Origin of the sequence: Coleofasciculus sp. H7-2 (assembly GCF_042747725.1) — a bacterium.
Classification (GTDB): domain Bacteria; phylum Cyanobacteriota; class Cyanobacteriia; order Cyanobacteriales; family FACHB-T130; genus FACHB-T130.
On the sequence record NZ_JBHZGO010000034.1, the window covers coordinates 106,275 to 127,419 of the forward strand.

The 21,145-nt window shown below is 45.3% G+C and carries 18 protein-coding genes; 9 read left to right on the forward strand and 9 right to left on the reverse strand.

The genetic code is table 11. The annotated features are described in order from the left end of the window. Positions 1 to 8: 8 nt before the first annotated feature. Positions 9 to 1,034: a 1-acyl-sn-glycerol-3-phosphate acyltransferase gene (locus ACFW2W_RS08800; protein ID WP_378176360.1), complete on the reverse strand. Its 1,026-nt coding sequence runs from the start codon at positions 1,032 to 1,034 to the stop codon at positions 9 to 11. A gap of 108 nt (positions 1,035 to 1,142) precedes the next feature. Between ACFW2W_RS08800 and ACFW2W_RS08805 the strand changes: the two genes are divergently transcribed. Then, entirely contained in the window at positions 1,143 to 1,583 is a 441-nt protein-coding gene (locus ACFW2W_RS08805) for a hypothetical protein (protein WP_378176142.1), read from the forward strand. Positions 1,584 to 1,973: 390 nt separating this feature from the next. On the opposite strand, the gene ACFW2W_RS08810 is transcribed toward ACFW2W_RS08805, so the two are convergent. Beyond that, the gene (locus ACFW2W_RS08810; protein WP_378176146.1) at positions 1,974 to 2,957 is read right to left on the reverse strand and encodes a hypothetical protein; all 984 of its coding nucleotides are present in this window, start codon (positions 2,955 to 2,957) and stop codon (positions 1,974 to 1,976) included. 147 nt (positions 2,958 to 3,104) lie between these two features. Continuing rightward, on the reverse strand, positions 3,105 to 3,332 hold the full coding sequence (locus ACFW2W_RS08815) for a hypothetical protein (protein WP_378176149.1): 228 nt from the start codon (positions 3,330 to 3,332) through the stop codon (positions 3,105 to 3,107). Between the two features lie 344 nt (positions 3,333 to 3,676). Between ACFW2W_RS08815 and ACFW2W_RS08820 the strand changes: the two genes are divergently transcribed. Continuing rightward, entirely contained in the window at positions 3,677 to 5,272 is a 1,596-nt protein-coding gene (locus ACFW2W_RS08820) for an Hsp70 family protein (protein ID WP_378176152.1), read from the forward strand. Between the two features lie 168 nt (positions 5,273 to 5,440). Here ACFW2W_RS08820 and ACFW2W_RS08825 read toward each other — a convergent pair whose 3' ends face one another. The 3 genes from ACFW2W_RS08825 to ACFW2W_RS08835 form a co-directional block, all read right to left on the reverse strand. Continuing rightward, positions 5,441 to 5,923 carry a L,D-transpeptidase gene (locus tag ACFW2W_RS08825; protein WP_378176363.1) on the reverse strand — a complete coding sequence of 161 codons (483 nt, stop codon included), beginning with the start codon at positions 5,921 to 5,923 and terminating at the stop codon, positions 5,441 to 5,443. A gap of 349 nt (positions 5,924 to 6,272) precedes the next feature. Beyond that, positions 6,273 to 6,785, reverse strand: coding sequence for a L,D-transpeptidase (locus ACFW2W_RS08830; RefSeq protein ID WP_378176155.1), 513 nt, complete (start codon positions 6,783 to 6,785; stop codon positions 6,273 to 6,275). 104 nt (positions 6,786 to 6,889) lie between these two features. Beyond that, positions 6,890 to 7,543, reverse strand: coding sequence for a bifunctional 4-hydroxy-2-oxoglutarate aldolase/2-dehydro-3-deoxy-phosphogluconate aldolase (locus ACFW2W_RS08835; protein ID WP_378176158.1), 654 nt, complete (start codon positions 7,541 to 7,543; stop codon positions 6,890 to 6,892). A gap of 344 nt (positions 7,544 to 7,887) precedes the next feature. Between ACFW2W_RS08835 and ACFW2W_RS08840 the strand changes: the two genes are divergently transcribed. The 5 genes from ACFW2W_RS08840 to ACFW2W_RS08860 all read left to right on the forward strand — a co-directional run bounded on the left by ACFW2W_RS08840 (position 7,888) and on the right by ACFW2W_RS08860 (position 17,962). Next, entirely contained in the window at positions 7,888 to 8,808 is a 921-nt protein-coding gene (locus ACFW2W_RS08840) for a DUF2382 domain-containing protein (protein WP_378176161.1), read from the forward strand. 150 nt (positions 8,809 to 8,958) lie between these two features. Further along, complete coding sequence (locus ACFW2W_RS08845; protein WP_378176164.1) at positions 8,959 to 9,168, forward strand: acetyltransferase; 210 nt, start codon at positions 8,959 to 8,961, stop codon at positions 9,166 to 9,168. A gap of 379 nt (positions 9,169 to 9,547) precedes the next feature. Beyond that, complete coding sequence (locus tag ACFW2W_RS08850; protein WP_378176167.1) at positions 9,548 to 10,510, forward strand: DUF2382 domain-containing protein; 963 nt, start codon at positions 9,548 to 9,550, stop codon at positions 10,508 to 10,510. 680 nt (positions 10,511 to 11,190) lie between these two features. Beyond that, on the forward strand, positions 11,191 to 14,814 hold the full coding sequence (ppsA, locus tag ACFW2W_RS08855; RefSeq protein WP_378176170.1) for a phosphoenolpyruvate synthase: 3,624 nt from the start codon (positions 11,191 to 11,193) through the stop codon (positions 14,812 to 14,814). A 94-nt stretch (positions 14,815 to 14,908) separates the two neighbouring features. Further along, a complete protein-coding gene (locus ACFW2W_RS08860) occupies positions 14,909 to 17,962 on the forward strand; it encodes a CHAT domain-containing protein (protein WP_378176173.1) in 3,054 nt (1,017 codons plus the stop codon). A gap of 143 nt (positions 17,963 to 18,105) precedes the next feature. On the opposite strand, the gene ACFW2W_RS08865 is transcribed toward ACFW2W_RS08860, so the two are convergent. After that, on the reverse strand, positions 18,106 to 18,486 hold the full coding sequence (locus ACFW2W_RS08865) for a hypothetical protein (RefSeq protein ID WP_378176176.1): 381 nt from the start codon (positions 18,484 to 18,486) through the stop codon (positions 18,106 to 18,108). Positions 18,487 to 18,625: 139 nt separating this feature from the next. Here ACFW2W_RS08865 and ACFW2W_RS08870 point away from each other — a divergent pair, with 139 nt between their 5' ends. Beyond that, positions 18,626 to 19,507, forward strand: coding sequence for a ChaN family lipoprotein (locus ACFW2W_RS08870; protein ID WP_378176179.1), 882 nt, complete (start codon positions 18,626 to 18,628; stop codon positions 19,505 to 19,507). Between the two features lie 41 nt (positions 19,508 to 19,548). Then, positions 19,549 to 20,511: a PrsW family intramembrane metalloprotease gene (locus tag ACFW2W_RS08875; RefSeq protein WP_378176182.1), complete on the forward strand. Its 963-nt coding sequence runs from the start codon at positions 19,549 to 19,551 to the stop codon at positions 20,509 to 20,511. 171 nt (positions 20,512 to 20,682) lie between these two features. Here the strand turns inward: ACFW2W_RS08875 and ACFW2W_RS08880 are convergent, their stop codons facing one another. Then, the gene (locus tag ACFW2W_RS08880) at positions 20,683 to 20,931 is read right to left on the reverse strand and encodes a hypothetical protein (protein ID WP_378176185.1); all 249 of its coding nucleotides are present in this window, start codon (positions 20,929 to 20,931) and stop codon (positions 20,683 to 20,685) included. A 15-nt stretch (positions 20,932 to 20,946) separates the two neighbouring features. Next, a complete protein-coding gene (locus ACFW2W_RS08885) occupies positions 20,947 to 21,117 on the reverse strand; it encodes a hypothetical protein (RefSeq protein WP_378176188.1) in 171 nt (56 codons plus the stop codon). Positions 21,118 to 21,145: the final 28 nt, after the last annotated feature.

The following is a 21,145-nucleotide window of genomic DNA, read 5'->3' on the forward strand; positions in this document are numbered from 1 at the left end:
AACCCAGATTACTTTTTGCTCAAGAGTTGGTTAATTTGACTTTGCAGCTTTTCTTGTAATAGTTGTGCGTGTCGGTAAGCAGTGGTTCGCTCTTGCCGCGCCGAAGTTTTTGGTTCGGGAAGTTGCTCGTCTTCAACAGCTTCTGTTGACCAAGTTTGATAGAGAGGCTGAATAAAATAACGCAGCCGACTTCGCATCGCCCAAACACCCATTGATGGGAAGAGAATAAAGGCGAACATCAAAAAAGATAGAGGCAAGAAAGGCAAGTAGATGGCTCTTGCAAATTTTTTGAGATTGATTGCCCAAGGATGCAAAGATTCATTGCCGATGCAAGCAACTGGCAGAATGGGAATGCGATAGCGATCGCTTAACTGGATAAAACTTGGATGAAAAGTGTCTAACTGATAACGTTTTCTCCAACCTTTCCCCGGCCCGCGTATGCCCTCCGGGGCGTATAGTAAGATTGTTTTTTGAGCCACCGCCGCTTCAAATTCATCAGCTTCTGCCCTAACACCACCCAAAACTTGCGACCATCCCGGAGGTAGCCACCAAATCACCCAGGGATGTTCAAACAAAGAAACACCCGCCAGCGGTTGCACAATCCATTCCCGTGTCTGACTTAAGAGAGTTCCTAATCCCAAAATATCCCAAGGAAAAGACATTCCCGCATGGTTCATTGATACAATCAATGGCCCGGTTTGAGGTAAATTTTCGAGTTGTTGTAGTTCTCCCTGGAAATAATATTTCACAATTGGAGCTAGCACTTCATCTCGGAAAGCTTGCTGATAATTTGGATCGAACTGCCCTTCTCCCTGGTGGGGGGAACGAAAACCGAGACGTATCCAGCGAATCAGCAACGCCAGATAAAATCCCCCAGGAATTAGAAACAATCCATACTCCAGCCAATTCCAACCATCGGGATCGGCGTGATAGTGTTGCCAGTGGCGGTTGAATAAAATCAGCCAGCCTGGAGGATACCAAAGACAAAACCAATCAAACCAATTCCAGCAATAATCGTGAATACGCCCAGCCATGCCATCCTCAATCTCGCCCTTCTCGCCAAACCGCAACAATCGCACTTTAATCTCCTAATCGTGTTCGGCGCTATATTACCCGATATTCCAATTTTTGTTTTCTACCTTGTGGCGAAATATATTCAACACCTACCGAAACGCCAAATCTGGTCAACCGCTTACTACCAACCTTTTTGGCAAAATATTATCCACCTATTTCATTCAATTCCACTCGCTTTAATTGGGGTAGCGATCGCTCACTACTACGGGTGGAAACCCATTGAAATCGTCTTTCTGAGCATGATGCTACATTCCCTCGGAGACTTACCCGTCCACAGCGATGACGCGCACAGGCATTTTTTACCCTTCAGCGATTATCGTTTTATCAGCCCTATCTCCTATTGGGATACTAACAAATACGGCACGATTGTTTCTTTCGTTGAGCGGTTGCTGGTGCTGGTAGCGACAGTTTACGTCTTCGGGATGGTTCACTCCTACATCGGCAAAGCACTACTCATAGCCGTTAACTTGATTTACTGGCTCGGTTATCTCTACTTCTCTGTTTTCTAAGTAGGGACACAACGCAATGACCGATTTCTACGATAATACTAACTTTTTTGAAAGTGCCGAAAGATATAAGCGTTTTCGGAACACGTCGCCTGTCCTGGCGGCAATGCGCCTGTCCATTGGGCTATTTTAAATGGTTTTGCGATCTCTCCCACCATTCCAACTGGGCTGAGAATACTGGCTAATCAAGTCAAGCGTGTATTTCAGGACTTACGCAAAGCTTATACATATAGCGTTTTTTCGGGTTCAATCCCCCTGTGGTTGCCCTTACTATGTGGTGATATTTGCGTAAGTCCTGTATTTGATCTTACCGTGGGTTTTTCTCCACCTCAATGAAACCATCCTGCCCTCCTGAAGTCGAAGAGAGGTTGGGGGCGAGGTTCCTCCACTGTCCTACTTAAAACTGGTAGCCCCCTGCGACTCCTCAATCGCTTTAATTGCTTTGGGTTCGGAGGATTCTATACTTGAACCGTATAGGTCTACGAATCTTTGAAAAAGCCACATTGTTTCATGATTTGAAACCCTATTTAAGCTAACTAACCGCTGTATATTTCTTTGGGCTAGTTTCTGTAGGTAGGGCAAATCTTCAAACAGTGTCAAACAAGAGGCAAAATGCAAGATAATTTGCAATAAAGGTCTGGGCCACTCCAAGTCACTGTAAATGTCTACCAAGAATTTATGTTCGGTGTTACTGAGCGGAATGGCATTGAAGATTACAACGATCCTTTTGCCATTGTAAACCGGAATGCTGAGTTCAACCGTATAGGGACTATGCAATGTTAAGTCCACTTCAACGATAGGTTGTCTCCAAATTCTTAAAGGATTGATTGGAGAATTTAAAACGGTTTGGAATTTCACCATTCCACCGATGGCTGTAGGCTGGAAATAACTCACATTAATAATTTTTAAGTTATTCAGGCTAAAGTTGTGAATGCTTTCCAAATGTTTTAAATTCAATAAATGATAGATTTGGCAGAGATAGGGAAAAGGTAAAATATATTCCTGCCCTATCATGTGCTGCTCTTGCAATTCAAGCATTCTGGCTTGAATTGATAGATATCCTTCATACTGGTAAGAATTTGCATCGGCTCGGTAGTTTTGGATTATGCCTAAAGTATCGCTCGTTAAGCTTTGATCTGGCTTTAAATACAGCCAACTTAGAAAGAAGAAAGAAGCTGTAAATAAGTGTATAACTTCTATCGCTGATAAATAGCCATCAGCAAAGGATGCAACTGTTCTATCGGTGATTCCGAATAGCCAAGATGGAATCCCAAATACCCAAATTCCATTCTTGAAGTTGGTGATAAAAAGAGAAATTTCTAGGTACTGATTGTTTATGACTTTAAAGTCATTTTTTTGAAGAATATTGCTAGACATAATAATTCAAAAGATTGAAATTTTTTCTACTGATTCATGCTTGACTCTGCACTACCAATGGTGCTTCGCCGCCTGTGCTAGATGCGATCGCTCGTCTTTTGCTGGCGACTTGATGCCCCTAGAAAAACCCTCCGAGTGCCACCTGTCTTAAACCTGCTTTTGCCTTGAGGTTGGCTTTAAAAGGAGCCAGCTCACAAAGAAAAACGTCGCCGTAGCTAGTTGCGCGATGTCTGTGGCAGAAAGATATCCATCTGAAAATGAAGCGATACTTCTATCGGTAATCCCAAATAGCCAAAAGGAAATACCGAAGAACCATAGACCGATTTTGAAGTTTGCCAAGAACTTAGCAGCTTCTGTTGGTTGCTGGTTATTCATTTTTTTAGCCTTTTTTCTGAGGAGACTTAATCGTTATTTAGCAATTAAAAGGCTTGAGGACTTTTAATAACTCCTGACATTTCCATTGACACTTCCATGTTAAAAAATGTTTCATTTACTTGCCATGCGTCCAAAGAGGGAGTTGCCAAAGTACCAGAGAAATCAACAAAAGGCAAGGAAAATGTATATTAAACTACTAAAAAAGCGATAAGCTCGACAGCATAGAGGTTTAGCAGCCTTCAAGTCAGACAAAAAAAGCGGGAAAACTGAGTTTGAAGGGAAACAGGGATATTCGTTGATAAAATCCTTGAGGACGTGATGCCGGTTTGTCGGTGTGAAGCTGAATGGCGATCGCAATTGATTTTGGAACTAGCAATACGGTTATCGCTCGCTGGAATCCAGCCCTCCAGCAACCAGAAACCGTGAGCCTACCTGGGTTATCGGTCATCGCTGGGCAGAATCCCCCCCTGATTCCCAGTTTGCTCTATGTTGAGGATGCTGCACTCTCGACGGTAGTGGTGGGGCAAGCTGTACGCGATCGCGGTCTCGATCTCACCACCGATGCCCGCTTTTTCCGCAGCTTTAAACGAGGAATTGGTGCTGATATTCAAGGATTTCTCCCAGAACTGGATGGGCAGTTCGTTACTTTTGAGCAAGTCGGGCAATGGTTCCTCAACCAGCTGATTGAGAAACTCCATGCCGTTACCCCCGATGTAGGACAGTCTCTGGTATTAACGGTGCCAGTAGACAGTTTTGAAGCCTACCGCAAGTGGCTGGGGCAGGTATGCCAATCTCTTCCGGTGGAACAAGTGCGGATGTTGGATGAACCCACAGCGGCTGCCTTGGGCTATGGAATGAAAGATGGGGGTGTGGTGCTGGTGGTAGATTTTGGCGGCGGGACGCTGGATCTTTCCCTGGTGCGGCTGGATATGACAGAAACTCAGAAGCCACTTGGTTTTATTCTCAAATGGGGAAAAAAACAGCTAGCTGAAAAGTCAGGACAGAAGGCAAAAACGGCCAGGGTATTAGCGAAAGCTGGACAAAATTTAGGCGGTTCCGATCTGGACAACTGGGTTGTTGATTATTTTGCCAAAACTCAAGAATTGAAGCCGACACCTTTGACGACACGATTGGCAGAACGGTTAAAGATTCAGTTATCTGTGCAAACAGAGGCGAATGAGGTTTATTTTAATGATGAAACTTTTGAGAGTTACGAACTAGAACTAAATCGCGATCGCTTTGAAGCCATCCTCAAAGAACACCAATTTTTTGTTCGCTTAGATGAATCGATGACTCAAGTGTTGCAGCAAGCGCGTCGGCAAGGCATCGAAGTGTCAGATATTGATGCTGTTTTATTAGTGGGCGGTACTGTACAAATCCCCGCCGTACAGACGTGGGTGCAGCAATACTTTGACAAGAGCAAAATTCGTTGCGATCGCCCCTTTGAAGCGATCGCGCAAGGTGCCCTCCAGCTGAGTCAAGGCGTCGAACTGCAAGATTTTCTCTACCATAGCTACGGCATCCGCTACTGGGATCGCCGGAATACCCGCCACAACTGGCATAAGCTAATTAACTCAGGGCAAGCTTACCCGATGAGCCAACCTGTGGAATTAGTTCTGGGTGCTTCGGTGGAAAACCAACCCAGCATCGAATTAATTATCGGAGAGTTAGGCGCTGAAACCGGCAGCACAGAAGTGTATTTCGATGGCGATCGCTTAATCACCCGTCGTCTGGGCAGCGACCAGACATCGGTACAGCCCCTCAACGACCGCGAGGGTGCCCGTACCATTGCCAAGTTGACACCACCGGGGTATCCAGGAAGCGATCGCATTAAACTTATGTTTCGCGTCGATCGAGATCGCTTCCTGCGAATCACCGTTGAAGACCTGCTGACCAATCAAACACTATTGGACAATCAGCCTGTCGTTGAGCTGAGCTAGGTTTAAGTCATCAGTCCTTATATCAAATCCGGTTGATTACCGGCAATTAAGAAGAACCCCACCCCCAGAGCGATCGCCTCCGGCTCCCCTCCCTGCAAGCGGGGAGGGGTGGGGGTGGGGTTCTTTTATAATGGGTAAATAGATGGATTTGATATTACCCATTCCCCCTTAGCGACGTACAACCACTTTTGTGCCCGGTGAGGCGAAGCTGTACAACTTGCGGGCTTGACCGACCGGCATATTGACGCAGCCGTGGCTGACTGGGGTGCCAAAGCGGTTATGCCAGTATGCTCCATGAATGGCATAGCCGCCGGAGTAGTACATCGTGTAGGGCACATTGGCAACGTTGTAGCCCCTGCCTCGCATCCGGGTCGAGCGGTGCTTTGATTGAATGGTGAAAGTACCGACGCGAGTCGGGGTGGAGCGCTTACCACTGGAGATGGGGACAGAATAAACCCGTCTTCCACCTTCCCAGGCAATTAACCGTTGCTTTGAGAGGTTAACTTCAATCCAGCGTCGCTGCGATCGCCGAGCGCGAATACTGTTGCTGGCGACTCTTCTGCGAAGGCGAACCTTGTTGCTGGCGACTCTTCTGCGAAGGCGAACCTTATTGCTGGCGGCTGTTCTCCGAACCCGGATGCGCTTCCTCATGGCTCTGCGCGATCGCGCGGATCGTCTAGTAGATTGGTTGAGCTGTTGCGATGTCTCCCTTGCCCTTACTGACTTTGATGCTGACAGCGCCGGTGTTGACCAAGAAAACAAAGTCGCAAAGATTAGGGCGATACTTGCCCAGAAGGTTCCAGAACGACGTAACCAAGCAAAGCAAATTTGGCTTTTAATGACACACCTCACTTTCGAGTCTATGAAAGTAGCTAAGGTTAGGTTTCCCTATCTGATATTTAGCTAAAACTATCTTTAGGCAGATTTTTGCAATTGCTGCCCGATTTTTACATAATAAAAACGTTTCAGGGCGAAAGAAACTATGTTTTCCTTTTTTTTCTCACTTATGAACTACCACCGGCGTCCCTACCGCAGCCCAGTTAAATACCCATTTAGAATGATTAACGGCTACATTAATGCAACCGTGGCTAACGGGAGTCCCAAATCGGCGATGCCAATAAGCACCGTGAATGGCATAACCACCGTAGTAATACATCGTGTAAGGAACATTCGGAACATCATAATCAGCCCCACGCATCCGGGCGTACCGATGTTTGGATTTAATGGCAAAAGTGCCAGTGCGAGTGGGAGTTGAACCTTTGCCTGTGGAAACAACAACTGCATAGACGGGTTTTCCACCTTCCCAGGCAACCAGTCGTTGCTTAGACAGGTCAATCTGAATCCAGCGTTGCTCAGATTGTTGCAACTCCTGCATTTTTGCAGCGACGATCTGCTGCTTTGTTTGAGCCAGAGCGGGTGCTAAAGCAGCATCTAAAGCCGTAAGCGCCACCACTGCCCCGGCAAATAATGCAACTGGGCGACGCAGCAAAGTAGAAGAAATGATGCTTTTCATGGCCAATCATCTCACTCGGTGGATCGGTTAGAGAAATTCAGCGAAAAGCTCTTGGTAGCTGCTAGGAGCAACTAATGTCGGTTTTTTATTAGCTCAATCGTAACTCAGCTTGTGGAGTCATTTACCAATTGCATCAGAGTTTGAGCGCGTTTGGCGATCGCATCCCATCCAGAGTGTGACGCAATGGCTTCCCAGTTTTGGGGAAATAAACTGCCGGAAAGTCCGACAGCGATCGCTCCGGCTGCTAGAAATTCTTTGGCATTTTCCACCGTGACACCGCCACTCGGAATTAAGGGAATCTGTCCCAATGGTCCTTGCAAACTTTTGATGTAGCTGGCACCGCCTACCGCTTGGACGGGGAACACTTTGACACAACTGGCACCTGCTTGCCACGCAGTGACAATTTCCGTCGGAGACAGCGCCCCTGGCACCATCGGCACGCCGCTATCCATTGCTGTCTGAATCAAGATTGGGTCAACGTGGGGAGTAAAGACGAACTGGGCACCTGCGGCGATCGCGTCTTTAAGCTGTTCCCGATTTAATACAGTGCCCGTGCCAATCGTACACGCGGGTAATTCTGAACGCAAATCAGCAATCAATTCTGCTGGCGAGTCGCTATTCCAGGTAATTTCAATCAACTGCATTCCCCCAGACGCAACCGCATGAGCCATTTGGCGACCCAGCTTTATCTGTGGTGCGCGAATGACTGCGATCGCACGGTGCTTTTGCACCTGCTTGAACCACGACTGATTATACATTCTGATTTTCTACCGTTAGGCAGATTAATTTTTGAACTTATTAGATAATATTAAATATTTCCTATTTAACCCTTAATGACTTTTCACCCCTTAAAAATACGCATTTGTTTATCTTAACTTTCTGTTAATTAATATTCCTTAATATTTGTTGCTATCAGTTACTGCCAAGAAAACTCAAGCTCAACCACCAAGCTACATCCTCAATAACCCAAGTTTAAATTTTTATTTGATTTAATTTTTGCATGAGTTACTTAACGCGAGTTAATTCAGTCGCTAGGGAGATGGAGATAACTAAAGAAATTCATAAGATGGCAAATATAGGATAATGTTGAGGGAATAGAATCATGCCTCTTTTAAAACTCACTGACTTCGATCCAAACTACAGCGAGACTTTTGAAGGAGATGACCTTCATGGAATGGGGGTCTATTCAGAAAGTAGTACCGAAGATAAAATTGGAACTGTTAGCGATGTTCTGGTTGATGAAGAAGGTCATTTTCGGTATTTAGTTGTTGACCTAGGATTTTGGATTTTCGGCAAAAAAGTTCTACTACCAATTGGTCGTTCTCGAATCGATTACGACACCGATCGGGTCTATGCCATTGGGATGACCAGAGAGCAAGCAGAAGCTTTACCAGAGTTCAACGAGGCTACGACGACTGACTACGATTATGAAGAACGGGTAAGAGGCGTTTATCGCACTCCTTCTACTGGAGCGTCTGTTAGCTCTGCTACCGTTGATGCAGCACCTGTTGATACCTCCTACGCAGCGGCTATGCCTAACAATGACGCTTACGATCGGGGTACCTACAACTATCAGCAAGAGCCAGCTTTGTACGGACTGAACGATCGGGATCATCAAACTCTCAAACTGTACCAAGAGCGGTTGATTGCTAACAAAACTCGCGTTAAAACCGGGGAAGTAGCGGTTGGTAAGCGCATTGAAACCGAAACTGCACGAGTTTCAGTGCCAGTTGAAAAAGAGCGAGTGGTGATTGAGCGAGTCACTCCAGCAGACGCGGGAACAGCCGTTGCTCCTGGTCAAGCTAATTTCCAAGAAGGGGAAGTTGCCCGCATGGAAATCTACGAAGAAACTCCTGACATCCACAAGGAAGCTTTTGTGCGTGAAGAAGTCAGAGTGAAAAAAGTCGTAGACCGCGAAACGGTTGACGCGGAAGAAACGATTCGTCGGGAAGAGTTGGATGTGAATACGGACGGTCAACCCATGAGCGATCGCCCTACTAACTTACCTTCTGACCGGATTTAAGAAGCCCTCCAACGAGCGGTTAAATCAGCTGATTTGAGCGAATAAAAACCGTGCAGGCAGGCAGGGCAAATTATTAGCTCTGCCTGCGCCTTTAGAGGTAGCTTTGCACTACCACTGCCTTGCACTCGATCATCTATTTAGAAAGTCCTCATGTTTCTCAAAAACAAACAAACTGGCGATTTGATAGAAATCCTCAATATTGAGGAGCTGTTCAATCCTAATAAGGATGCTATTTCAGGACGAGATCAAGCAGGACAAGAGGAACAGGAGGAAGCTTCTTTTGATAAGAAAGACTTAATTTTTCCTTCTGGAGAAAGCCTACCTCGCTGTTGGATGGATGAAAATTATACAACCACCTAATTTTCAATAAAACGCTTAAGCATATCGGGTGTTTATTAGTCAATTCTTCCTAGATACTCTTTGAGTTTGGGGAAAGGAATGTAAATTTTGAAACACTGACACAGAGGGAACCATATTACCTTTGTATCTTGATAGGTTGGGTTGTTGTCCGCGCCAACATTCTGGTCTATTTGGTTGGGTAACGCTTAGTCGCTCAACCCATCTGAAGATTTGTTGCTTGCAAAACGGATATGCTCCCGGCGGCGATTCCCTTTCCCCATGCTAAATCCCAAATCTAAAATTCAAACTGGGATCGGGGCTGGCTTTTTATCTTTATAAACACCCGTTCATAAATGGAAGTAAAGACGATTGCTTCAAGATCATTTAGGAAGTTTGTAAAATGAACAATCAAACGTTGGCACAAGGGCAAGGAGCAAGGCGAAACGATATCCGGATTAATGTCTTGCTAAATAAATTGCAGAATAAACTAAAAGATTTTGCAGTCAGAGATCGGGAGAACTTGCTGTTAGGAAATGTGAAGGATGTAAATCTCGATCCAGAGCGTCAGCTAAACCTAGTTATATCTCAAGATGGGTTGACTAAAAATGCCCCTCTATTTCTCATCAGAAGCAAGCATATTCAGCAGGTTGACTCGCCCAGGAAAACGCTTTTTGTAGACGTTAGCAAAGCGGAAACCCAGTATTTGCCTGAATATGTACTATCAGAACAAACGACGGATGTGGAGCTTTTAGAAACTACACAAATGTCAAGGACAACTGCACGGGAAGTAACAGATGCCTCGACTGCCTCCGTCATACCAACGCCAGATGAATTAAATAGTCACCCCGAAGAATTGGAGCGAGATAGTATGCCAGAAGATGCTTCTAATACTTTTAGTACAGAGTCAGAAGTTGTCGAGGAAGAAATCTTTCGGTTGCTAGAAGAGCGATTAATCATTGACAGTAGCAAACATAAAGTCGGCGAAGTGATCGTTCGCAAAGAAATCGAAACCCGCATGGTAGAGGTGCCAGTCCGCCGAGAGATTCTAATTGTTGAACAAGTCAGCCCCGAACACAAAAAACTTGCAGAAATTGATTTAGGACAAGGAGAAATTCCTGGTCTTGAGCTGATTGAAACGGCTAGTTTCGACACTAAATCTACAATTGACACTCAGCCAACAGTCAGAGGTGAATTTGATTCACCAAGAACAGCAAGTCGAATTTTAGATGCGATCGCTCATCAGCGTCATCATGGGTGCGCCAAAGTGCGAGTGGAAATCATTCTAGAAGATGCAGAGCATCAGGCAACTTACCAAGAATGGTTCGATCGCTGTTCAATCAAGCAATCGCCAAATGGAAAGTAAGGCGGTTGGGATATAAAGTTTCATACAAGTGTCTAAAGAGTAGAAACGTGTTACTTGGGTGATAGGGAACTGGTCACTTCTCAATTTCCTATCACAAACTGATGGGAGCATCCCGTGAATTGCAAATACACGCCCACACCCTTCATCAGGGTGTGGGCGCAATTCATTGGGATGCTCCCCAAACTGATGACCTACCCTTTTTTATTGCTCTACAACAGCTCCTCCCTTGCCCCCCCGAACTTCACAAAGTTGGGGTAATTTTTTCATTGGGTCTGCTATTTTGTTGTGCGTGCAAGAAGATATAGAGGCTTTTATCGTTTTGCTTGTAGCTTGGCAAGGAATAATGAGCGCAATTCCAGCCTACCAGGACTTGGCTGGAAACGGAGAATAGGTTAATAAAACTGCAAAAAAGCCTGAAAAGAAAAGGGTGAAGTACACAAACTCTGTTTACCTTTAACCTCGATCCCTAAGTATTTACCCTGAATTCTTTAGGGTTTATCCCGACCAGTTACCGATCGCCTCTTTGCCAATTGGCAGCTTTAATCTCTGGAAATTATAACCAAAACCGGCTGACTTTGCAGCGATCCCAAAGAAATTACAAAATTAATGAAGAAGTGATCTAATTTACCCATTCTTAGCCTCGCCATCGCTAGACTAAAGCTACAAAAGGAGAAAAAGCTATGGTTACAGCGGCGACAGAAAGGTCATTGCACTTATCCAAAGAGCGATCGCTAATTCTCTGGTTCGATGAAGTTGGGATTATCGATGTCCCTTTGGTAGGCGGCAAAAATGCTTCCTTAGGGGAAATGATTCAGCAGCTAACGCGCCAGGGAGTCAATGTTCCCAACGGGTTTGCTACAACGGCGTATGCTTACCGCTATTTCATTCAGTCAGCGGGATTAGAAGACAAGCTGCGATCGCTATTTTCTGACTTGGATGTTGAAGACCTCAAAAACCTGCGGGAACGGGGGAAAAAGGCACGAGCATTGCTAATGCATACGCCTTTCCCTGAGGAACTACGGACAGCAATTACCGCAGCTTACCAACAGATGTGCAAGCTTTATGGCTCAGACATGGATGTAGCCGTTCGCTCCTCTGCCACCGCTGAAGATTTGCCCGATGCTAGTTTTGCCGGTCAACAAGAAACCTTCCTAAACGTTCAAACCGTTCCCGGAGTTTTGGCAGCTTGTCATCGATGCTTTGCCTCCCTATTTACCGACCGTGCGATTTCTTACCGCCACATCAAGAACTTCGACCATTTTGATGTTGCGCTCTCCGTCGGCGTGCAAAAAATGGTGCGTTCGGATTTAGCCTCCTCTGGTGTTATGTTCTCGATTGACACCGAAACTGGCTTTAAAAATGCCGCCTTAATTACAGCCGCCTATGGGTTAGGGGAAAATGTGGTTCAAGGGGCAGTCAACCCCGATGAATATCTAGTTTTCAAGCCCACTTTAAAAGATGGATTCCGCCCGATTATTGACAAACGGCTGGGCAGCAAAGAATTCAAATTAGTGTGTGATGTTGGGGGCTGCAAAATTACTAAAAATGAGCGAGTTCCCTTAAGCGATCAACAGAAATTTGCCCTCAACGATGACGAAATTTTGCAACTCGCTAAGTGGGCTTGTTTGATTGAAAATCACTACAGTGATGTCCACGGCAAGGATATGCCGATGGATATTGAGTGGGCAAAAGATGGCGTTACCAATGAACTTTTCATTGTACAAGCTCGTCCAGAAACGGTGCAATCTCAAAAGAGTAAAACAGTCCTGCGTAGCTATCATCTAGTAGGGGCGCAGCAGGTGCCTTTGCTAACAGGGCGTAGCGTTGGAGAGGCGATCGGGCAGGGCAAAGCCAGGGTAATTCTCAATGCTAACAAAATTGATTTGTTCCAAGCCGGGGAAGTTTTAGTAACTGATAAAACTGACCCCGACTGGGAACCGATCATGAAAAAAGCTAGCGCCATTATTACGAATAAAGGGGGGCGCACCTGCTTTGACGGCGACACTAGAATTTTAACCAACAAAGGCTTCATGACCTTGCAACAAATTCACGAGCAAGGTTATGAAGGATTATTAACCCTCGCCTTAAACACCCAGACACACAAAATCGAGTGGAAACCTATTATTGACTCGATGAAAAGGCGCTCAAAAATGATTGATATCAGTGTGTCTCAGACAGGAAAAGTTACTGACAACACCCTTCGCCTCACTCCCGATCATAAAATGATCAACATCCGTGGGGGTCAATATGTCAAAACTGAAATCCAAGAAATGCTAGCTCAAAAGGAAATGGTTGTCATCAGCCAACACATTCCAGAATTGAATCACAGCACCAAAGAACAACAAAACACGGCTTACCTATTAGGCGGACTGCTTACAGACGGTTCTATTTACCGAAGCCGCACTCATGGGGAAGTACAATTCATTCAGAAAGATATCCCGGAAAAACAAGCATTTATCGCTGCCATGAATGAGAGTATCAGCACTCTTTATGGTAAGTCTTTTACCCCTTCCCCCAAAAAAGAATCTGTCGGTTATATTCGGGGACAACAGGTTGTAGGACAAGCAACCGCTTACAGACTCTACTCTAAAGCGATCGCATACGAATTACATCAGCGAGAGCAAAACATCGTTAGTACCCTGCTCAACAGCAGTCCCGAAGTCTGCTATCAGTTCCTAGCGGGAGTCATCGACGGGGATGGGAGTTACTTCAACAATCGCATCAATATCTACGTCAGTGAAGAGCTTCTGCTGCAAGCCATTATTGTCGCTTGTTTGAAGATAAATACCGTTCCCCAAGTAACAAGAAACCGAAACATTTATAATGTCCAAATCGTAGAGAAGCTGAACGAAATCTTCCTTCATACCAAACGAGTCAAAGGAAATGTTGCCCCAAGAACAATCCAAACACGCTTCTTTGCCACTAACCAACTCTTTGGCGAAGATGCTTTAGGGCAAATTAAGATGAGAAAAGATAATAATTTACTCATCTCAGAGCGAGAAATTCGACCGTCTGGCAAGTTTGACGAACTCTTGGCGGGAGATATCCGGATGCTGCGAGTCGTGTCAACTGGTGAAGAAAGTTATGGTGATGTCTTCAATATTACCGTTGCGGAACATCATAATTATGTCGTATTCACTCGCAAATACACGCCTGTTATTGTTTGTAACTGTCATGCCGCAATTATTGCTCGCGAAATGGGTATTCCCGCAATTGTCGGATCTGGCGATGCTACTGATATCTTGAAAACAGGTCAAGAAGTAACAGTTTCTTGTGCGGAAGGTGAAGAAGGACGAGTTTATTCTGGGTTGCTACCTTTTGATGTCAAAGAAGTAGCGCTAGAAAATTTACCTCGCACCCGCACCAAAATAATGATGAATGTGGGGAATCCAGAAGAAGCGTTTGGTCTTTCCCATCTTCCCTGCGATGGTGTTGGTTTAGCGCGGTTAGAATTTATTATTGCCAATCACATCAAAGTGCATCCTTTAGCCTTGATTCACTTCGACAAGCTGCAAGATGAATCTGCACAAGTAAAGATTGCCCAAATGACCGCACTTTATGAAGAGAAACCGCAGTACTTTGTGGATAAATTAGCCCAAGGGGTAGCGAGAATTGCTGCGGCATTTTATCCCAAACCAGTGATAGTGCGGATGAGCGATTTCAAAAGTAATGAATATGCCAATCTTTTGGGCGGTCGGCAATTTGAACCCAAAGAAGAAAACCCGATGCTTGGTTGGCGCGGGGCGTCTCGTTATTATGATGAGAAATACAGGGACGCATTTGCTTTGGAATGTCACGCAATGAAAAAGGTGCGGGACGTGATGGGGTTGACCAATGTTATCCTGATGGGGCCTTTCTGCCGCACCCCTGCCGAAGGACGCAAGGTGTTAGCTGAAATGGCAGAAAATGGTCTGGAACAGGGCAAAAATGGGTTAGAAGTTTACGTAATGTGCGAGTTACCCAGTAATGTTATTTTGGCTGATGAGTTTAGCGAGGTATTTGATGGGTTCTCGATCGGTTCTAATGACCTAACTCAGCTAACCTTGGGATTAGACCGGGATTCGGCTTTGGTTTCTCATTTATTTGATGAACGTAACGAAGCCGTGAAACGGATGATCCAGATGGCTATTGCAGCTGCTAAAAGGAATGGTCGCAAAATTGGTATCTGCGGTCAAGCCCCCAGCGATTACCCTGAATTCGCCCGTTTCTTGGTTGAGCAAGGTATCGATTCAATCAGCCTCAATCCCGACACCGTGCTAAAGACACTCCTCATTGTGGCTGAAGCCGAGGGCATTAAATCGTAATCTAATCTACCAGTAAGTAGTAGGGTGGGCAATGTCCACCCTCTTTTATGGATAAGCGTCATAATAACCTATCCTGCGATAGCTACATAGCCCTATGACCCAAGAACGCATCAAAGCTTATCACCAACTCATCAGAGACTTACTTAGCAACTCCAGTCAGGGACAGGAGATTTTGATCGCCAACTCACACTTGCTTGATGAAGGCTTAGTGCAGACGATGGTAGAAGTGGCAGAAGAGTGGGCGCAAAGGAGTGAGTCTCCAGAGGTGAAACTTCTCTGTCGTCAAGTTGCTGATTTTTTAATTAAAATTGCCCGTCAAATGGCTGCTTCCTTGGGAATATCATTATCAACTTCTACTTTTTCGCCACCTACAACTCGCGACTCCCAACTTATTTTCCTTTTCCAGGCATTGCAGTTAGCCTCTGAGAGCGAAGACAACCCGCAAGCTTTGTACTCGCTGCTCCAAGATAACCTAAAATTACTTGATGATAACTTTGCTGAACTGTTGCGAACTAGAGCGACAGCTACCCTACCGAAAGCAGAGCTAAAGGAAGCGCAAAGCTTGGCAGGCAATATTCTCCTTTTCACGGCTATGATTAAGCAGTTCCCTTTGGAGAACCAGGCTAACAATTTAGAAATTGCCATTGCAGGTTATGAGGTAGCTGCGACAGTCTTCACTCCCCAAGTAATCCCTGAAATGTGGGCAATGATCCAGAACGGTTTGGGTGATGCCTATTGCGAGCGTAGTCGAGGAGAACGGGCGGAGAATTTAGAAATTGCCATTGGCTGTTTCTCAAACGCTTTGCAGGTATTCAATCGGGAAGGTTTCGCAAAGGAATGGGCAAATATCCAAAATAATATGGATATTGCCTACAGTCATCGCATTCTTGGAGAGCGGGCGAAGAATTTAGAAACCGCAATTGGCTGTTTTGTAGCTGCTTTGCAGGTAAATAGCCGCGAAGCCTTGCCCTTCGAGTGGGCTAGAACTCAAGCAAATCTGGGTAGTGCCTACTTTTATCGTATCCGGGGGGAGCAAACAAAGAACTTGGAAATAGGGATCAACTATCACTCAAATGCCTTGGGAGTATTTACCCGCCAAGACTTTCCCCAACAATGGACAGATATCCAAATCGCTTTGGGTGGTGCTTATGCGAGGCACACCGGGGAGCCACGGGTAGCTCATTCAAAAGCAGCAATCAAATGTCTCTCAGATGCTTTGGAGGTAGCCACTTATCAAACTTATCCCTACCAATGGGCTAAGCTCCAACATAATTTGGGTGCTGCCTATTGTAGTCTTAGCAGGGAAGAACGAGGAGATAATTTAGAAAAGGCTATCGATTGTTTCAAGGCTGCTTTGCAGGTATACACTCGTGACCCTTTCCAGAAAGAATGGGCGCAGATTCAACACAATATAGGTAATGTTTATTTTGAAATGGAAGAGATTACTAAGGCGATGGAGAGTTTCCAGTTAGCCCTAGAAATCTACACACCTGCTACTTTTCCCATAAATTGCCTCCAAACTGGGCGAAGCCTCGGTTTGGCAGCTTTTGAGATAGGAGACTGGGCAACAGCTATTCAGGGGTTAGACTATGCGATTCAAGGTGTAGAACAGAGCCAAGCTTGGGCAGTCTACCAAAAAAGCAAGCAAGAAATATTAGAAAATGCGATTAAAATTTATGAGCTAATCATCGCTGCCTGTCTGTTGATTGGTCAACCAGAGAAAGCAGTAGAATACGCTGAGCGCAGCAAAGCTCGGAACTTAGTCGAACTTTTGGTAAATCGAGATGTTTACCCACAAGGAGAAGTCCCATCAGAAATTTTGATTGAACTCGATCGCTTACGCCGCCAAATGCTAGCGATGCAGCCACAAGAGAACTCTGAAGAAATTGGAAATTTGGCTAGTGAGCAAGTTATAACTAATGATATTCAAGCAAGAAATCAACTCTTTACCAGTTTGTCAACAGAGCTAAATCCAACTCAAAGCTACCTCAACACATTACAGCAACAGTTAGCTGAAATTTTAGAGCAAATAAAACTCTACGATCCAGAGTTCAGCATTACTCAAAAGGTTAAACCTATCCAATTTTCTGAAATCCAAGATCTGTTAGATGACTACACGGCAATTGTAGAGTGGTACATCAGCGATCCATTCTTCCGTACCTTCATCATCACTCGCAACCACCCACAGCCCATTGTTTGCTATTCATCCGACACAGGCAGAAAAGAACTAGAAAGATGGGCAAATAACTATCGGCATAGCTACACAAAGAAAAAAGAGCAATGGCGTAGTGAATTGAACACTCAACTAGCAGAACTGTCAAAAATACTGCATATCGATGAGATTATTGAACTGATTCCACCACACATCACCCAATTAATTTTAATACCTCATCGTTGGTTGCACCTGTTTCCTCTCCATGCTTTGCCAGTTGGGGATGCTGTAGTGCGATCGCGCCGACTCATACCCGAAAACAGCGAACTAGGCGATCGCCCTCCAGATGGATATCGTCTTCTAGACTGCTTCCCCAATGGCGTGCGTTATGCCCCCAGTTGCCAACTCCTACAACTTGCCCAAAAACGCGATCGTCCTGAATTTTCTCACCTGTTCGCCATTGCCAATCCCACCAAAGACCGCTACTTACTTGAGCTTCAAGCCGCAAACATCCGTCACCGATTCAAGTCTGAGCATTCTTTGGCGAAAGATGATGCTAACAAAAAAGCAATTCAAAACCAACAACTCAGCCTTACTAACTGCGTCCATTTCGGCTGTCACGGTGAGTTTAACCCTGACTCGCCTCTAGAATCAGCCCTCATCTTGGCAAATAAGGAACGTTTGACACTGCTGGAAATTTTAGCTCTCAACCTCAGTCAATGCCGCCTTGTCACCCTCTCCGCCTGCGAAACTGGATTGACAGAATCTAGCACCACCGATGAATATATTGGTTTACCTTTCGGCTTCTTGTTGGCAGGTAGCCCCAGTATGGTCAGCACCCTCTGGAAAGTGGATCAACTCGCCAGCACTTTGTTACTGATCCGGTTCCATGAAAACCTGGAAACTCCGTCAACTATTACTGCTTTCAGCGAGGCACAGCAATGGCTGCGGAATCTGACATCAGAGAAGCTTGAAGCCGAATTGGAACGCCTCTAACCCCAAATCGATCAAATCTTTGACCAACTACCCCCAAAAGAACGCAGACGTTATATTGATGCTCCTTTGAATAGCCCACTTAGTCGTAAGCCGTTTCCCTTTGCTGAACCTCATTACTGGGCTGGCTTCACCGCGATCGGCGTTTAGCAATCCTTACAAAACTCGTCCAGATTTTTTCTACTTATGTAAATAACTACCAGTGTTACTGGTACTGCTGGGTACGCAGCGATAGCTATTAGCCAACCTACTGCACCAGCGAAACCTTGATTTAAGGCTTCTTTAAAGGCTTGCGTACAAATATGAGGACGCAATTTCTGGATCGACTTTTCTAACCAGCTAGGCTCATTCGGGTCTTTGTCACCCAGATCGTTCTGTAATTCTCCTGACTCTATTGCTATGGTTTCGGCTGCATATTCTAAATTACCTTCACACTCCTCAAGCACATCTAGAGCTTCCAGGGCTTCTGGGTTATCTGCCAGTTCAGTCCGAAACTTCGCAATTTCTTCGGGTGTAACAATAGTCATAGGCTTATGCTTGCAATTATGCCATCGGGGAAAGAATCAGGTGGGCACTTACAACTATTCTGCCAGAAGCTATAGGACTTTGTAGATAGCTTAAGCTTCTTGGAGAATGCGATCGCAAGCCACAATATCTTTATGCTTTATGCAAAAATACTCATTCACCAAACTCTGCGCTTGGTCGCTGTTTATTTTCCTCCTCTGCGTTTTGCCTGCTTATTCCCAAAAAATATCCAGCCCTCAAACGCAGCAAAGCTATACTACACCCGAAGTTTTGCAACAACTCGCAAGGGTAAACGTCATTTATTTAGGGGAAACCCACGATAGCCCTGAAGATCACCAAGCTCAACTGGAGATAATTCAGGAACTCTATCGGCGCAATCGGAAAGTAGCGATCGCTATGGAAATGTTCCAGCGTCCCTATCAAGGCGTACTCGATCGATATCTGGCGGGAAAGATAACAGAAACTCAGTTAATCGAACAAAGTGAATATGAAAAACGCTGGGGTTTTTCTTGGGAATATTACGCCCCAATTCTGGGTTTTGCCAAGGAAAAGAAACTGCCTGTCTTAGCTTTGAATACTCCCAGCGAAGTCACCCGCAAAGTTGCCCGAAAAGGATTAGAAAGCCTAACACCAGAGGAACGACGCTATATTCCACCAGATGCTGAAATTCGTACCGATAATACTGAATATCGCCAAATGGTACAACAGACTTTTCAACAACATCAAGTAGCGGGTCATAGCAGTGCCAACTTTGAACGATTTTTCACCGCGCAAGTGCTGTGGGATGAAACAATGGCAGATGCGATCGCGCAGTTTCTAAAAATCCATCCAGATTATCAAGTCGTCGTGCTGGCTGGACAAGCTCATATAGTCTACGGCTACGGAATTCCCAGTCGTGTTGCTCGACGCTTGGGCAATAAAATAGTCCAACGCTCGATTTTATTTAATCCTACTGTAGAAGATCCAGCACCAACTGATAAAGCGATCGCTGATTACTTTTGGATAACATCACCAGACAAGTGACTGAGCAATAAGTTATAAACGAATAAATTAAAGCTCTCCCTATGGATAGATTCCTAATCACAGCCATTCTAATAGCGATTCCCACATTTATTTACATCCGCATCGTTATTAGCATCGATCGGTTTGAAAAAGAACCGACACGCTACCTGATTGCAGCATTTTTGTGGGGGGCGCTGCCAGCAGTGATTGGTGGCATCATTGTGCAATTAATTTTAAACGTACCCATACAACTAATATTTGGTGCAGAAAGTCTTGGGGGTCAATTTATCACCACTGCTGTCAATGCACCAGTGACCGAAGAAATCCTCAAAGGCACTGCCGTAGCAATTATTTACCTGTGGTATCGCAGAGAATTTGATGGCTGGGTAGATGGTATCGTCTACGGGGCGATGGCGGGTTTCGGATTTGCCTATGTAGAAAATATCCTGTACTTGCTGGGCACAAAGACGTGGGAAGAATGGGGACAGCTGCTGCTGCTGCGTGTCATCGTTTTGGGCTTCATGCACGGCTTTTGGACAGCCCTCACCGGGATAGGTTTTGGTTTGGCACGCCATCGGCATAACCTGCTTACGAAAATATTGTTAATCTCTGGCGGGTTGATTGCGGCGATGAGTGCCCATTTAATCCACAATGGCGCACTGATTTTAGCAAAAGCCAGCGGTGGTGCGACCCTAGCGATCGCTTTGTGGAATTACGGGTTTCTGGCAGCCTTAATGATTGTTTTAGGGTTTGTTGCTGCCGAGAGCGATCGCAAAATGCTCAAAACTTACCTCAGCGACGAAGTGCCAACTGTAATTTCAGATGCTGACTACGAGGCACTGTGTAACCGGCTCTCCAACACCCTAGCGCGGTTGCGGGTAGCACCCAAACAAAAACGCGCTTTCATTCAAACCGCAGCCGAGTTGGCTCAAAAGAAATTTCAGTTATTTAAAATGGGCGAAGAAAACGGTAACAGTACCGAAATCGCCCTACTCCGCAAACAATTAAAGCAATTAAGAAATTAACGCCATCTGCAACTTTTTCTTAGCCCCCAATTTATCAGGAATTGGGAGCTAAGAAATGTCCTAGATATCAATCAACGCTGCATTAGCAAGAACGGTCTCCAGCCACTTATGTGTAGCAGGCATTTCTACACTTGGCATTGTTAATTTGCTTTGCATAATGGTTAGGTTTTATCAGCTTTGCTCTGAATTTATACAAGAAAATTCCTGTGCCTTTGCACTGGGAACCAAAGTCCAGCCTGTCCGGATTAGCTTTTGGTAAGTTGCCCAACCCTTAGAAATTCCTGGTTCGCGGTAGTCGGGTACAGCGTATTGCGGAAAGGCTGTGTAAGGTCGCCAGGGTTCATTCGGTTGGTTTTGCAAATACAAAATCTTCTCATCATCCGTCGCAGACTTAGGCAACCAAGACATTTGTTTAGGCATCAGAAAACTCCTTTCTCAAAACAAAGGGGATGAACCCTTGAGCAGATTTTCTTGGAGTAAATGCTTGCAGTAAGCTTCCCTTAACAATAGCTGTCTATACAGCTCAACCAAGAGTTGCTGAGACGGCTCAAGGTCGATCGGCTTGATTTGATCCTGAAAAGCTCTTAAGATGAACTGCTGCTCCAAGGAAAGTTAGATTTGTTGATCGTTTACA